13 protein-coding genes and 1 tRNA gene are annotated in these 14,823 nt (G+C 60.3%); 13 read left to right on the top strand and 1 reads right to left on the bottom strand.

Annotated features, from left to right (window positions below):
• Nucleotides 1–59 precede the first annotated feature (59 nt).
• From dnaJ to greA, 5 genes are all read left to right on the top strand, one after another.
• Entirely contained in the window at nt 60–1,190 is a 1,131-nt protein-coding gene (gene dnaJ, locus HNR38_RS01830) for a molecular chaperone DnaJ (protein ID WP_183699173.1), read from the top strand.
• 11 nt (nt 1,191–1,201) lie between these two features.
• The gene (gene dapB / locus HNR38_RS01835) at nt 1,202–2,005 is read left to right on the top strand and encodes a 4-hydroxy-tetrahydrodipicolinate reductase (protein ID WP_183699175.1); all 804 of its coding nucleotides are present in this window, start codon (nt 1,202–1,204) and stop codon (nt 2,003–2,005) included.
• A gap of 259 nt (nt 2,006–2,264) precedes the next feature.
• A complete protein-coding gene (gene carA / locus HNR38_RS01840; RefSeq protein WP_183699177.1) occupies nt 2,265–3,398 on the top strand; it encodes a glutamine-hydrolyzing carbamoyl-phosphate synthase small subunit in 1,134 nt (377 codons plus the stop codon).
• An 81-nt stretch (nt 3,399–3,479) separates the two neighbouring features.
• Nucleotides 3,480–6,698, top strand: a complete 3,219-nt coding sequence (carB, locus tag HNR38_RS01845; RefSeq protein ID WP_183699179.1) for a carbamoyl-phosphate synthase large subunit — start codon at nt 3,480–3,482, stop codon at nt 6,696–6,698.
• Nucleotides 6,699–6,702: 4 nt separating this feature from the next.
• Nucleotides 6,703–7,182, top strand: a complete 480-nt coding sequence (gene greA, locus HNR38_RS01850; protein ID WP_183699182.1) for a transcription elongation factor GreA — start codon at nt 6,703–6,705, stop codon at nt 7,180–7,182.
• Nucleotides 7,183–7,270: 88 nt separating this feature from the next.
• On the opposite strand, the gene yhbY is transcribed toward greA, so the two are convergent.
• On the bottom strand, nt 7,271–7,579 hold the full coding sequence (gene yhbY / locus HNR38_RS01855) for a ribosome assembly RNA-binding protein YhbY (protein WP_183699184.1): 309 nt from the start codon (nt 7,577–7,579) through the stop codon (nt 7,271–7,273).
• Nucleotides 7,580–7,732: 153 nt separating this feature from the next.
• Between yhbY and rlmE the strand changes: the two genes are divergently transcribed.
• The 8 genes from rlmE to rimP all read left to right on the top strand — a co-directional run bounded on the left by rlmE (nt 7,733) and on the right by rimP (nt 14,809).
• Nucleotides 7,733–8,353, top strand: a complete 621-nt coding sequence (rlmE, locus tag HNR38_RS01860; protein WP_183699186.1) for a 23S rRNA (uridine(2552)-2'-O)-methyltransferase RlmE — start codon at nt 7,733–7,735, stop codon at nt 8,351–8,353.
• Between the two features lie 127 nt (nt 8,354–8,480).
• Nucleotides 8,481–10,424 (top strand): ATP-dependent zinc metalloprotease FtsH, encoded by a 1,944-nt coding sequence (gene ftsH, locus HNR38_RS01865; RefSeq protein ID WP_183699188.1) that lies wholly within the window; start codon nt 8,481–8,483, stop codon nt 10,422–10,424.
• A gap of 94 nt (nt 10,425–10,518) precedes the next feature.
• The gene (folP, locus tag HNR38_RS01870; RefSeq protein WP_183699190.1) at nt 10,519–11,349 is read left to right on the top strand and encodes a dihydropteroate synthase; all 831 of its coding nucleotides are present in this window, start codon (nt 10,519–10,521) and stop codon (nt 11,347–11,349) included.
• The gene (gene glmM / locus HNR38_RS01875; RefSeq protein ID WP_183699192.1) at nt 11,349–12,692 is read left to right on the top strand and encodes a phosphoglucosamine mutase; all 1,344 of its coding nucleotides are present in this window, start codon (nt 11,349–11,351) and stop codon (nt 12,690–12,692) included. The genes folP and glmM overlap by 1 nt, the downstream gene beginning before the upstream one ends.
• Nucleotides 12,693–12,776: 84 nt before the next feature.
• Nucleotides 12,777–13,535, top strand: a complete 759-nt coding sequence (tpiA, locus tag HNR38_RS01880) for a triose-phosphate isomerase (RefSeq protein WP_183699194.1) — start codon at nt 12,777–12,779, stop codon at nt 13,533–13,535.
• A gap of 23 nt (nt 13,536–13,558) precedes the next feature.
• On the top strand, nt 13,559–13,951 hold the full coding sequence (gene secG, locus HNR38_RS01885; RefSeq protein ID WP_183699196.1) for a preprotein translocase subunit SecG: 393 nt from the start codon (nt 13,559–13,561) through the stop codon (nt 13,949–13,951).
• 7 nt (nt 13,952–13,958) lie between these two features.
• Nucleotides 13,959–14,043: transfer RNA gene (locus HNR38_RS01890), tRNA-Leu, on the top strand.
• A 304-nt stretch (nt 14,044–14,347) separates the two neighbouring features.
• Nucleotides 14,348–14,809, top strand: coding sequence for a ribosome maturation factor RimP (gene rimP / locus HNR38_RS01895; RefSeq protein WP_183699198.1), 462 nt, complete (start codon nt 14,348–14,350; stop codon nt 14,807–14,809).
• Nucleotides 14,810–14,823: the final 14 nt, after the last annotated feature.

A 14,823-nucleotide genomic window follows, 5' to 3' on the forward strand; every position in this document is an offset into this window, starting at 1 on the left:
ACTGGAAAAACGCGGGCTGGTCCCGCGTTTTTCCTCGTTGTAAAACAAGGTTCTGAAGCATGGCCAAGCGCGACTATTACGAAGTGCTCGGGGTCTCCCGGGGCGCGGACGAGAAGGAAATAAAGCGGGCGTACCGTAAGCTCGCCATGAAATACCACCCGGACCGCAACCCGGATGACGAAGAATCCGAGACCAAATTCAAGGAAGCCAGCGAAGCCTACGAGGTTCTGACGGACGAAAACAAACGGGCGGCCTATGACCAGTTCGGTCATGCCGGCGTTGACGGTCAGGCCGGAGGCGGTGGCTTCGGCGGTGGTGGTGCCAGCTTCTCCGATATCTTCGGTGACGTGTTCGGGGATATCTTCGGAGGCGGTGGTGGCCGCGGTCGCACCACTCGGGGCGCCGACCTGCGTTATACCCTGCAGGTGGACCTTGAAGAGGCCGTCAAAGGCAAAACCGTCGAGATCACCATTCCCGGCCACAAAGAGTGTGATTCCTGTCATGGTAGCGGCGCCGAGAAAGGCTCGGGTGTCGAAACCTGTGGTACCTGTAAGGGGATCGGCCAGGTTCGCATGCAGCAGGGCTTCTTCGCCGTTCAGCAGGCGTGTCCGACCTGTGGTGGTTCCGGTCAGATCATCAAGAACCCCTGCAAGGTATGTCATGGCCAGGGCCGGGTGCGCGAAGAGAAGACCCTGTCGGTGAAAGTGCCGCCCGGTGTGGATACCGGCGATCGCATCCGTCTTTCCGGTGAAGGTGAGATGGGTGTTGACGGTGGTCCTCCCGGCGACCTGTATGTTCAGATTGCGGTACGGGAGCACTCCATCTTTACCCGGGATGGTCGCAACCTGTATTGCGAGGTGCCCATCAGCATCGTGGACGCCACCCTGGGGGGCGAGCTGGAAGTGCCGACCCTTGATGGCCGGGTCAAACTCAAGATTCCGCCGGAAACCCAGACCGGCAAGCTGTTCCGTCTGCGCAATAAGGGTGTCAGCCCGGTTCGGGGTGGCCCGGCAGGCGATCTGCTGTGCCGCGTGATCCTGGAAACGCCGGTCAACCTGACCAAGCGTCAGAAAGAGTTGATGGAAGAGTTCCAGAAGACGCTGGATGGCGGCAATGGCACCAATCACGCACCGAAGAAGACCTCCTGGTTTGAGGGCGTGAAAAGTTTCTTCGATGAGATGAAATTCTGAGGACGGATGTGATGAGGGTAGCAGTCATCGGCGCCGCCGGGCGCATGGGCAAGGTTCTGATTGAGGCCGTGGATGGCACCGAGGGCCTTGAGCTGGGTGCCGCTGTAGTTGCGCCTGGCAGCAGCCTCATCGGCGCCGACGCCGGCGATATGACCGGCATCGGTAAAACCGGCGTCAGCATGGCGGGCAGCCTTGAGGACGTGAAGGATGATTTCGATGTGCTGGTGGATTTCACCTTCCCGGACCTGACGCTGGAAAATGCTGAGTTCTGCAAGGACAACGGCAAGATGCTGGTGGTGGGAACCACCGGCATGACCGACGCTGAAAAGGCCCGTCTTGCGCTGGCAGCCGAGTCTGCCCCCATCGTCTTTGCGCCCAACATGAGCGTGGGCGTGAATGTTGTCCTCAATCTGCTGCGTACTGCAGCGGCCACCCTGGGTGACGACTACGACGTGGAAATCGTCGAGGCCCACCATCGCCACAAGAAAGACGCACCCTCCGGTACCGCGCTGCGCATGGGCGAAGTGGTGGCCAATGCCCTGGGGCGTGATCTGAAAGAGTGCGCGGTCTACGGCCGCGAAGGCTTTACCGGCGAGCGGACCCGCAACGAGATCGGCTTTGAAACCATTCGGGCCGGCGACGTGGTGGGGGATCACACCGTGCTGTTTGCCACCGAAGGTGAGCGCATCGAGGTGACCCACAAGGCCAGTAGCCGCATGACCTTCGCCAAAGGCGCCATGCGCGCCGCTCTCTGGCTGCAGGACAAGCCGGCCCGGTTGTACGATATGCAGGATGTTTTGGGGCTCAAAGGTTAAGGTAAGCTCGTAGCGGTTTTCGGAAGGGAGACCCGAAACTTCGGCCGGACTGGTGCCAAGAAGTACGGGGCAAATCCCCGTGGACAAAAATCGTCGGATTTCTTACAATAAGGCGATTTGACTGCACCAAGCGTACCATCTAGAAGTTTATGAAAAGCGGGACCGAGTTCAAAGCTCAGTCTCGCTTTTTTGCAACCTGAGTATGCGCTTGCGTTCCTGTTCGTGACGAACTTACCGCCACTCGATGAGGATACAAGCCTTGAGCACACCAGCAATCCTTGCACTCGCAGACGGAAGCCTCTTCTACGGCACCGCCATCGGCGCAGACGGAGAAACCAGCGGCGAAGTCGTGTTCAACACCGCTATGACCGGTTATCAGGAAATCCTGACCGACCCGTCCTACTCCCGCCAGATTGTCACCCTGACGTATCCCCACATTGGCAACACCGGTGTCAACAAGGAAGATGTGGAATCCGATCGTGTCCAGGCCGCTGGCCTGATCATCCGCGACCTGCCGTTGCTGGCCAGTAACTGGCGTAACGAGCAGACTCTTGATGACTACCTGCGCAGCAACAACGTGGTTGGCATCGCGGACATCGACACCCGCCGCCTGACCCGTATCCTGCGCGACAAGGGCTCCCAGAACGGCGCCATCGTGGCTGGTGAGGATGCCAGTGCCGAGAAAGCGCTGGAACTGGCCAAGGCCTTCCCCGGCCTCAAGGGCATGGACCTGGCCAAAGAGGTCACCTGCACCGAAAGCTACCAGTGGAGCCAGTCAGAGTGGACCCTGAACGGCGGTGGCTACGGTGAGCGTACCGAATCCAGGTTCCGGGTGGTCGCCTGGGATTACGGCGTCAAGTACAACATCCTGCGGATGCTGGCCGAGCGCGGCTGCGACATCACCGTGGTGCCGGCCAAAACCCCGGCTTCGGAAGTGCTGGCAATGAATCCGGATGGCATTTTCCTGTCCAACGGCCCGGGGGATCCCGAGCCCTGCGATTACGCCATCAACGCCATCAAAGAAGTGCTGGAAACCGACACCCCGGTGTTCGGCATCTGCCTGGGGCACCAGTTGCTGGCCCTGGCCAGTGGCGCCAAGTCCGTCAAGATGGGCCATGGCCACCACGGCGCCAACCATCCGGTGCAGGACATCGCCAAAGGCACGGTGATGATTACCAGCCAGAACCACGGGTTTGCGGTGGACGAGGCGAGCCTGCCGGATAATCTGCAAGCGACGCACAAGTCGCTGTTTGACGGCACCCTGCAGGGTATCCGCAGGACCGATAAGCCGGCTTACAGCTTCCAGGGACACCCGGAAGCGAGCCCCGGTCCCCACGACGTGGCACCGCTGTTTGATGAGTTTATCCAGTTGATGGAACAGCGATCCGCCTGAGGCGGTTCGTTCACGGATAACTCACTGGCGCCGCGTTTTGCGCTGCAAGAATTCAAAAGTTGCTGACAGGTTTACCAAGACATGCCAAAACGTACCGACATCAAAAGCATCCTGATCCTGGGCGCCGGCCCCATCGTGATCGGGCAGGCGTGCGAATTCGACTACTCCGGGGCGCAGGCGTGTAAAGCCCTGCGCGAAGAGGGTTACCGGGTGATTCTGGTGAACTCCAACCCGGCCACCATTATGACCGACCCGGTCATGGCCGATGCCACCTACATCGAGCCGATTACCTGGAAAACCGTCGAAAAGATCATTGAGAAGGAGCAGCCGGATGCGCTGCTGCCGACCATGGGCGGGCAGACCGCGCTGAACTGCGCGCTGGATCTGGAAAAGTTCGGCATTCTGAAAAAACACGGTGTTGAGATGATCGGCGCCAACGCCGACACCATCGACAAGGCCGAGGACCGGGATCGTTTCGACAAGGCCATGAGGAAAATCGGCATGGAGTGCCCGCGCGCCTCTATTGCCCATTCCATGGACGAAGCCTGGACAGTGGCCGAAGACATCGGTTTCCCCTGCATCATTCGCCCGTCCTTCACCATGGGCGGCTCTGGTGGCGGGATCGCCTACAACCGGGACGAGTTTGAAGAGATCTGTCAGCGCGGGTTGGACCTGTCGCCCACCAACGAGCTGCTGATCGACGAGTCCCTGATCGGCTGGAAAGAGTATGAGATGGAGGTTGTCCGCGACAAGAACGACAACTGCATCATCGTCTGCTCGATTGAAAACTTCGACCCCATGGGTGTGCACACCGGTGACTCCATCACCGTGGCGCCGGCCCAGACCCTGACCGACAAGGAATACCAGATCATGCGGAACGCCTCGCTGGCGGTCCTGCGTGAGATCGGCGTGGAAACCGGCGGCTCCAACGTCCAGTTCGGCATCAACCCGGACACCGGCCGTATGGTGGTCATCGAGATGAACCCACGGGTGTCCCGGTCCTCGGCCCTGGCGTCCAAAGCCACCGGCTTCCCGATTGCCAAGGTGGCGGCCAAGCTGGCCGTGGGTTACACCCTGGACGAGCTGAACAACGAAATCACCGGTGGTGTCACTCCGGCCTCGTTCGAGCCCAGCATCGATTACGTGGTCACCAAGATTCCCCGGTTCACCTTCGAGAAGTTCCCGCAGGCGGATGCGCGCCTGACCACCCAGATGAAATCCGTGGGCGAGGTCATGGCCATTGGCCGGACCTTCCAGGAATCCCTGCAGAAAGCGCTGCGTGGCCTGGAAGTGGGTTCCGAAGGGCTGGATGAAAAGCTTGAAGACCTGGACACCGAAGATGCCCGGGAAACCCTCAACCGGGAAATGAGCATTCCCGGCGCGGACCGTATCTGGTACCTGGGCGATGCCTTCCGCTCCGGCATGAGCGTTGAGGACATCTTCCGTTACACCAAGATCGATCCCTGGTACCTGGTCCAGCTCGAAGATCTGATCCTCGAAGAGCAGATGCTCAAGAGCGCAGGCAAGGCCGACATCGACCAGAAGACCCTGTTCCGCCTCAAGCGCAAGGGCTTCTCGGATGCCCGCCTGGCCAAGCTGCTGGGTATTTCCGAAGTCAGCCTGCGCAAGCTGCGCCACGACCTGGGTATCCGCCCGGTCTACAAGCGTGTGGACACCTGTGCCGCTGAATTCGCCTCTGATACCGCCTACATGTACTCCACCTATGAGGAAGAGTGCGAGGCAGACGTTAGTGACCGCGACAAGATTGTCGTTATCGGCGGCGGTCCGAACCGGATTGGCCAGGGCATCGAGTTTGACTACTGCTGTGTGCATGCGTCCCTGGCGATGCGGGAGGATGGCTACGAGACCATCATGATCAACTGCAACCCGGAGACCGTGTCCACGGATTACGACACTTCCGACCGGTTGTATTTCGAACCGATCACCCTGGAAGACGTGCTGGAGATCATCCATCTGGAACAGCCCAAGGGTGTGATCGTCCAGTACGGTGGCCAGACGCCGCTGAAACTGGCCCGTGGCCTGGAAGCGGCCGGCGTGCCGATCATCGGCACCACGCCGGATGCCATTGACCGCGCCGAGGACCGTGAGCGGTTCCAGCAGATGATCAACCGCCTGGGTCTGAAGCAGCCGGAAAACGCCACCGTGCGCAGTCACGAAGAGGGCATCCTGGCCGCTCGTGAAATCGGTTATCCGCTGGTGGTTCGCCCGTCCTACGTGCTGGGTGGCCGCGCCATGGAAATCGTCTATGACGAAACCGAGCTGGTCCGGTACATGCGCAATGCCGTGCTGGTCTCCAACGACAGCCCGGTACTGCTGGATCACTTCCTCAATGCCGCCATCGAGGTGGACATCGACGCTATCTCTGACGGCACCGATGTGGTGATCGGCGGTATCATGCAGCACATTGAGCAGGCCGGCGTGCACTCCGGTGATTCCGCCTGTTCCCTGCCGCCGTACACCCTGCCGAAGAGCGTTCAGGACGAGATGCGGGAGGCGGTCAAGAAGATGGCCATCGAGCTGGACGTCATCGGCCTGATGAACGTGCAGCTGGCCTGGCAGGACGGCGAGATCTACGTGATCGAGGTGAACCCACGGGCATCCCGGACCGTGCCGTTCGTGTCCAAGGCGGTGGGTGTTTCCCTGGCGGCGGTTGCCGCCCGGGTGATGTCCGGCAAGACGCTGAAAGAGCTCAACTTTACCCAGGAAATTGTGCCGGAGCACTACTCGGTGAAAGAGTCTGTGTTCCCGTTTAACAAGTTCCCGGCGGTGGATCCGATCCTCGGCCCGGAAATGAAATCCACGGGTGAGGTGATGGGCATCGGCGACAGCTTTGACGAGGCCTTTGCCAAGGCCGCGCTGGCTTCCGGTGAGCGGCTTCCGGATCAGGGTGTTGCGTTCATGTCGGTGCGCGATGTGGACAAGCCGGCGGCCGCCCGTGTCGCTCAGGACCTGATCGATGTGGGCTTCCGGATCATTGCCACCACCGGTACCGCCAAGGCGCTGGCTGACGCCGGTATCGAAGCCGAGCGGGTCAACAAGGTCCGCGAGGGGCGTCCGCACATTGTCGATGCCATCAAGAATGGCAAAGTGCAATTGATCATCAATACCACCGAGGGTCGCAAGGCGATTTCGGACTCGGCGCAGATCCGCCAGTCCGCCCTGCAGACCAAGGTAACCTATACCACCACGCTGGCAGGGGGCGAAGCTTTCTGCCGGGCCATCCGCTTTGGTCCGGAACGCACCGTTCGCCGCCTCCAGGAACTACACGCAGGAAAGTAATGCCATGGCTGACAGAGTACCCATGACCACGGCGGGCGAAGCCCGCCTGCGCGAGGAGCTGCAGAAGCTCAAGTCCGAGGATCGTCCCCGGGTGATTGCGTCCATCGCCGAAGCCCGTGAACACGGCGATCTCAAGGAAAATGCGGAATACCATGCGGCTCGCGAGCAGCAGAGCTTCATTGAAGGTCGCATCCAGGAGATTGAAGGCAAGCTGGCCTCCGCCCAGGTGATCGATGTGACCACCATGGAAAACACCGGTCGGGTGATTTTCGGCACCACCGTGCACCTGGTGAACATGGAAACCGACGAAGAGGTGAGTTACCAGATCGTGGGTGAGGACGAAGCCGATATCAAGCAAGGCAAGCTGTCGATCGCCTCTCCGATCGCCCGTGCCCTGGTCGGCAAGAACGAAGGGGACGTTGTTGCTGTGCGCATCCCCTCGGGTACCGTGGAGTATGAGATCGCTGAAGTTCAGTACATCTGAGGCGATAGCCGATACAAAAAAGCCGGCCAGGGTTTCCCGGGCCGGCTTTTTTGTTGGCGGTGCGCGGTAACCGCGCCCGCAGGGCGATTCAGCGCTGACGCAACAGGTTGGACAGCTTGGGGTTGGGCTGCCGGGCGCGGCGCAGGATGACGGCAATTTTGCCGATGGTCTGTACCAGCTCAGCGCCGGACGCCTCGCACAGGGCGTCGATGGCCTCGCGGCGGACTTCCCGGTCGGGGCTGGCGACTTTGATCTTGATCAGCTCGTGATCGTTCAGGGCGCGCTCCAGTTCTTCCTGGAGGCCTTCTGACAGACCTTTGTCACCAACAATGATGACCGGCTTCAGGTTGTGGGCGATGGCCCGGTATTCCCGGCGCTGTTCCGGTGAAAGGCTCATTATGTAATCTCTTTATCAGTGCAATTAACAAAAGGTCAGCGGCGTAAAGGCTGACAACATCGTATAATCGGGCAATTGTAACAGATTGCTCCGGGCCACGAATGGGCGTCTCTACGTACCCTGTTCGGGCCCCGGAACCGTCAGGAGGCAGGTTTGGCTCGTTCTAAGTCCAGTGGTCGCTGGTTGCAGGAACATTTCGACGATGCCTGGGTCAAAAAGTCCCAGGAAGACGGCTACCGTTCCCGCGCCAGCTACAAGCTGATTGAATTGGACCACAAAGACAGACTGTTCCGCCCCGGGCAACTGGTGGTGGATCTCGGCGCCGCGCCGGGCGGCTGGTCCCAGGTGGCTGCCGAGAAGGTCGGGGACAAGGGCGTGGTTATCGCCAGCGATATCCTGCCCATGGACCCCGTCGCCGGCGTGGACTTCGTTCAGGGGGATTTCACCGAGGATGAGGTGCTGGACGAACTGCTGGCCCTGCTGGGCGATCGTCGCGCAGACGTTGTAATTTCCGATATGGCGCCCAATATGAGTGGTATGGCGGCCGTGGATATTCCCAAGGCCATGGGGCTGGTTGAGCTGGCCCTGGATATGGCCCAGCGGGTCCTGCGGCCGGGCGGCGTTTTTGTCGCCAAGGTGTTTCAGGGCGAAGGCTTTGATGCCTTGCTGGCAGACATGCGCGGCAGCTTTGACACGGTGGTCAGCCGCAAGCCGGATTCCTCGCGGGCACGGTCCCGGGAAATCTATCAGGTTTGCAAGGGCTTCAAGGGCTGACGGGTGCAGCTTCCCGCTGCCATTGCGGTTGGGCCGTTTCTGGTTCGCGGGCGTACAATTGGTGTAAGGTGTCGAAAAAGGGCGATGGCCTGATAGGCTGGGCTCTGCAATTCACAGGTGATGATCCTTGAGCGATATGGCAAAAAATCTGGTTCTCTGGCTAGTTATAGCCGCTGTTCTTCTGATGGTGTTTCAGAACTTTTCTCCGACCACCACAGGGCAACAGGTCAATTACACGCAATTCGTTGAAATGGTCCAGCAGGGCCGTGTTCGACAGGTAACCATCGACGGCCTGGAAGTCCAGGGTGTCCGCAATGACGGCTCCCAGTTCCAGACAGTCCGTCCGCAGGTTTCCGACGCCAGGCTCATGGATGATCTGCTGGCCAACAACGTTGAAGTCATCGGTAAGGAGCCGGAGCGCCAGAGTCTGTGGACTCAGTTGCTGGTGGCGGCCTTCCCGATTCTGATCATCATCGCGCTGTTCGTGTTCTTCATGCGACAGATGCAGGGCGGTGGCGGCGGCAAGGGTCCTATGTCCTTCGGTAAGTCCAAGGCCCGCCTGATGAGCGAAGATCAGATCAAGACCACCTTCGGGGACGTCGCCGGTTGCGATGAAGCCAAGGAGGACGTGAAGGAACTGGTGGACTTCCTGCGGGATCCGAGCAAGTTCCAGCGTCTGGGTGGTCAGATTCCGAAAGGCGTGCTGATGGTTGGCCCTCCGGGTACCGGTAAGACGCTGCTGGCCAAGGCCATCGCGGGCGAAGCCAAGGTGCCGTTCTTCTCGATCTCCGGTTCCGACTTCGTCGAGATGTTCGTGGGTGTGGGTGCATCCCGTGTCCGTGACATGTTCGAACAGGCCAAGAAGCAGAGCCCGTGCATCATCTTTATCGATGAGATCGACGCCGTCGGTCGTCATCGGGGTGCCGGCATGGGCGGCGGTCACGACGAGCGTGAGCAGACCCTTAACCAGTTGCTGGTTGAAATGGATGGTTTCGAAGGCAACGAAGGCGTCATCGTCATTGCCGCGACCAACCGTCCGGACGTTCTGGACCCGGCGCTGCTGCGTCCTGGCCGTTTCGACCGTCAGGTGGTGGTTAACCTGCCTGATATCATCGGCCGCGAACAGATTCTCAAGGTGCACCTGAAGAAGGTGCCCCTCGCGGATGGCGTGGAGCCGTCCACCATCGCCCGTGGTACGCCCGGTTTTTCCGGCGCGGACCTGGCGAACCTGGTGAATGAGGCAGCCCTGTTTGCCGCCCGTCGTAACCAGCGACTGGTGTCCATGGAGGAGCTCGAGCTCGCCAAGGACAAGATCATGATGGGCGCCGAGCGCAAGTCCATGGTGATGAACGAGAAGGAAAAGCAGAATACGGCCTATCACGAATCCGGCCACGCCATTGTTGGCCGGTTGATGCCGGAACACGATCCGGTCTACAAGGTCAGTATCATTCCCCGGGGCCGGGCGCTGGGTGTCACCATGTTCCTTCCGGAGGAGGACAAGTACAGCCACTCCAAGCGTTACCTGATCAGCTCGATCTGCAGCCTGTTTGGCGGCCGTATCGCCGAGGAGCTGACACTGGGCTTCGAGGGGGTGACCACCGGTGCCTCCAATGACATTGAGCGGGCTACCCAACTGGCCCGTAACATGGTCACCAAGTGGGGGCTGTCCGAGAAGCTGGGTCCGCTGCAGTACGATACCGAGAGCGAGGAGCCGTTCCTGGGGCGCAGTGCCGGGCAGAGCCATACCGTGTACTCGCCGGAAACCGCCCAGCGCATCGATGAGGAAGTGCGTAACATCATCGACACCTGCTATGAGAAAGCCAAGCAGTTGCTGGTTGATAACAGGGATAAGCTGGACCTGATGGCCGATGCCCTGATGAAGTACGAAACCATCGACAGTCAGCAGATTGACGATATCATGTCTGGCCGTGAGCCGCGTCCGCCCAAAAACTGGGGGGGCAATGGCCCGACCGGTGGCGCCGCTGCAGGCGAGACCGAGGTTGGCCCGGAGCCGAAAGGTTCCGATGACGGCCAGCAGCCTGGTGTCGGTCGTCCGGCGGGTGAGCACTGAGCCACCACGCCGGCACAGCCCTGATTAACGCCGTCCGCCATCGGGCGGCGTTTGTTTTTCCCTCCCCCGAAAAAGCATCTCTGGAATCGCTGCAATGAAAATGACGTTCGCCGGCCGGGAGCTCGATCTTTCCCGGTGTCATGTGATGGGTATTCTCAATGTCACTCCGGATTCGTTCTCGGATGGTGGCCATTACGACCGGCCTGAGCTGGCACTGGCCAGGGCCAGGCAAATGGTGGAGGACGGAGCGTCATTCGTTGATATTGGCGGTGAATCCACCCGGCCCGGAGCAGCCCCGGTGTCGACCCAGGAAGAGCTGGACCGGGTCTGCCCGGTGGTTGAGGCGGTGGCCCGGGAGCTGGAAACGGTGATTTCGGTGGACACCAGCAATCCGGTGGTCATGGAAGAGACGGCCCGCCTCGGAGCGGGTCTTATCAATGATGTCCGGGCGCTGCAGCGGGAGGGGGCACCGGAGAGCGCCGCCCGTGCCGGAGTGCCGGTGTGCCTGATGCACATCCAGGGCGAGCCCGATCACATGCAGGATGATCCCCGTTACCGCAATGTTCGCCGCGAGGTCAGCTCATTCCTGACCGAGCGTATGCGGGTGGCAGAGCAGGCCGGAGTGCTGGCGGATAACATCATCCTGGATCCGGGGTTTGGATTCGGTAAGTCGGTTGAGCACAACCTGAAACTGCTGGCGTCGCTGGAGCAGTTGCATCTGCTTGGTCATCCGCTGCTCGTGGGGCTCTCCCGGAAGTCCATGCTGGGCGCGATTACCGGGCGGGGCGTGGATGAACGCTTGCCGGCAAGCATCGCGGCCGCGACAATAGCGGCAATGAAGGATGCCTGCATCCTGAGGGTGCACGATGTGCGGGAGACGGTGGATGCGGTCCGGCTGGTCACCGCGATGAAGGAGGTCATGTAATGTCCCAGAGAAAGTATTTCGGAACGGATGGTATTCGCGGCAAGGTCGGAGACCAGCCGGTGACGCCGGATTTCATGCTCCACCTGGGCTGGGCGGCCGGCCAGGCGTTCAAGCGCGCCGGCCAGCGTAACAGTGTGATCATCGGCAAGGACACCCGGCTATCGGGCTACATGTTCGAGTCCGCCCTGGAAGCAGGGCTCTCGGCTGCGGGGGTGGATGTGAAGCTGCTCGGCCCCATGCCGACACCGGCCATTGCCTATCTTGCCCGTACCTTCCGGGCATCCGCCGGCATCGTGATCAGCGCTTCCCACAACCCCCATCATGACAATGGCATCAAGTTTTTCTCCGCCGCCGGCACCAAGCTGGATGACGCGCTTGAGGAAGAGATTGAGCGTTGGCTGGATCGGCCTATTGAGGTCTGCGCCGCCGAGGAACTGGGGAAGGCTTCCCGAATCGATGACGCTCCGGGCCGGTATGTCGAGTTCTGCAAGAGCACCGTGCCCAACGAATTCACCCTTGAGGGTATGCATCTGGTGCTCGATTGCGCCCATGGCGCCACCTACCATGTGGCTCCCAAGGTGTTTCGCGAGCTTGGTGCCCGGGTGACGGTGATCGGGGCAGAGCCCGACGGTCTGAACATCAATCTTAATGTCGGCTCCACACATCTCGACTCCCTGAAACAGACGGTAGCGGATCGGGAGGCGGATCTGGGCATTGCTTTTGACGGCGATGGCGACCGGGTGCTGATGGTGGACCGGGATGGTTCCGAGATTGATGGCGATGAGTTGCTGTTTATTCTTGCTTCCCAGCGGGCGGCTGAGGGCCGGCTCAAGGGCGGGGTGGTCGGAACCCTGATGACCAACCTGGGGGTTGAGCTGGCGCTGCGCAACCTGGGTATCAGTTTTGAGCGTGCCAAGGTCGGTGACCGCTATGTGATGGAAAAGCTGGTTGCCAACGGCTGGTCGCTGGGGGGAGAAGGTTCCGGGCACCTGGTGATCCGTGACTGCACCACCACTGGTGACGGCATTGTCTCGGCCCTGCAGGTACTGCTCGCCGTACGCCGTTCGGGCCAGTCCATGGCGGAACTTCGTCAGGGCATGAGCAAGCTGCCCCAGACCATGGTCAACGTCCGGGTTGCGGAACGTTTTGACCCGTGGGATCGGGATGACATTGTGCGGGCGGTCCGCCAGGCGGAGGAGGAACTGGGTGCGGCCGGGCGTATTCTGTTGCGGGCATCGGGTACTGAGCCACTGATTCGTGTTATGGCTGAAGGCCAGGACCGTGAACGGATTGCCGGGGTGGCGGACCAGCTTGCCCGGGTGGTGGAAAAATCCGAGCCTTAACCGGCGCTTGGGCTGGTTGTGCAAGCCGGAGGACTGCTGTATAGTTCGCCCTCCCTTGTGTTCGGGACTGTCGGGATAAAGGGTATGCGTCGCAGAATTGTAGCCGGAAACTGGAAAATGAACGGGTCTCAGGACCTGGTGAAACAGCTGGTCGGCAAGGCGCACGACGAAGTCGGCAGTCTGGCTGAGCGGGTTGAGGTTGTCGTGATTCCGCCGGCGCTATACGTGGCGCAGGTTCAGGCGTCCGGGCAGCGTGCCGTTGCAGTCGGCGTCCAGAACGTCAGTCAGTGGCAGAGCGGCGCCTATACCGGCGAGTTGTCTGCCGGGATGGCGCAAGACCTCGGTTGCCGTTATGTGCTGGTTGGGCACTCGGAGCGTCGCCAGTTGTTCGCCGAAACCGACGAGCAGATCGCGGCCAAGGTTGAGCGGGTGCTTGAAGCCGGACTGGTTGCCATGCTCTGTGTTGGCGAAACGCTGGAACAGCGTGAAGCCGGTGTGGCAGAAGCCGTTGTCGCTGCACAGATTCGCAGTGGGTTGTCGAAGGTGGCTGAATCCCGGTGGCAGCAGATCGTGGTCGCCTACGAGCCGGTCTGGGCCATTGGCACCGGTAAGACAGCCACAGCAGAGGATGCCCAGGGCATGCACGCCTCCATCCGGGACGTGCTGGCTGAGATGGGTGCGCCGGCAAATGATATGTCGGTACTTTACGGCGGCAGCGTAAAAGCGGATAATGCGGCCGCTCTGTTTGCGGAGCCGGATGTGGATGGCGCCCTGGTGGGCGGAGCATCCCTGAAGGCGGAAGAATTTTTTGATATCTGTCGGGCGTTTCCGGCGGATCATTAAGCCGAGAATTTACGAGAGTCTGTATGGATTGGTTGGAAACACTGGTTGTTGTTGTTCACGTCGTCATCGCCGTGGCGCTGGTGGGTCTGGTTCTGATCCAGCAGGGTAAAGGTGCGGACGCCGGTGCTGCATTCGGTGGCGGTGCCTCACAGACCGTTTTCGGTAGTCAGGGCAGCGGCAGCTTCCTGACCAGGATGACCACGCTGATGGCGGTCATCTTTTTTGTGACAAGTTTTTCGCTGGCGGTGTTCGCCAAGCAGCGTGCCGAAGTGGCAGGTCAGGTGGGTATTCCCCAGGTTGAGGAAGCCCAGCAGGCACCTGCCGAGGATGCTTCCGGTCAGGCCGCTGCTGAGCAGGACGCGGCCGATGGTGAATCCGAGCAAGGGAAGTCGTCTGATCTTCCCGAGCTCGAGTAAGGTTGTTGCCCGGGTGGTGAAACTGGTAGACACGCTATCTTGAGGGGGTAGTGGCGCAAGCCGTGCCGGTTCGAGTCCGGCCCCGGGCACCATTATTGAAGAAAACGGCTTGGTATACCCAGGCCGTTTTTTTTGGTCAGTCCTTGACCACTTGGCCGGTCGTCTCTATACTCCGGCGCATGCGGAGCCTGCGGCTCCGGACAGGCCAGGTGTCTGTCAGCGGAAAAGTTGCGGGTTGCGGCTTTCCGTGAGTTCTTGCAACAAAAGGCCCCAGGTTCAGGGGCTTTTTGATTAAGGGGCCTGGCGAACAGTGCCCTGATGCATAAAAAGGGCTGATCAACAGCCCTTTTTTTGTTTTTGTACCCGGTAAATCTGAGACATGGAGGCTGCGACACCTTGTCAGCCAAGCTTAAACGACTTGAAGAGATCCTGCGCCCGGTAGTGGAAGGGCTGGGGTTTGAGTTCTGGGGGATTGAATTTCGTTCCCAGGGCCATCATTCCCTGTTGCGGGTGTTTATTGATGACGCCGAAAACGGGGTCAGTGTCGATGATTGTGAAAAAGTCAGCCGCCAGGTCAGCGCGGTAATGGATGTCGAGGATCCGATTCAGACCGAGTACACCCTGGAGGTTTCGTCCCCGGGCATGGATCGGCCTTTGTTCAACCTCGACCAGTACCGGGCGTTTGTTGGCCATCAGGTTCGTCTCCGTTTGCGTATGGCCTTTGAAGGGCGTCGTAAATTCCAGGGCCTGATCAAGGGAGTCGAGGGCGACGAGGTGGTTGTCCAGGTCGATGATCAGGAGTATCTGCTGCCTTTCGATAGCATCGAGAAGGCCAATATCGTGCCGGTATTTGAATAAGAGTTTCGGATAAA

The sequence above is a fragment of the Marinobacter oulmenensis genome, assembly GCF_014201735.1.
Taxonomy (GTDB): Bacteria; Pseudomonadota; Gammaproteobacteria; order Pseudomonadales; family Oleiphilaceae; genus Marinobacter; species Marinobacter oulmenensis.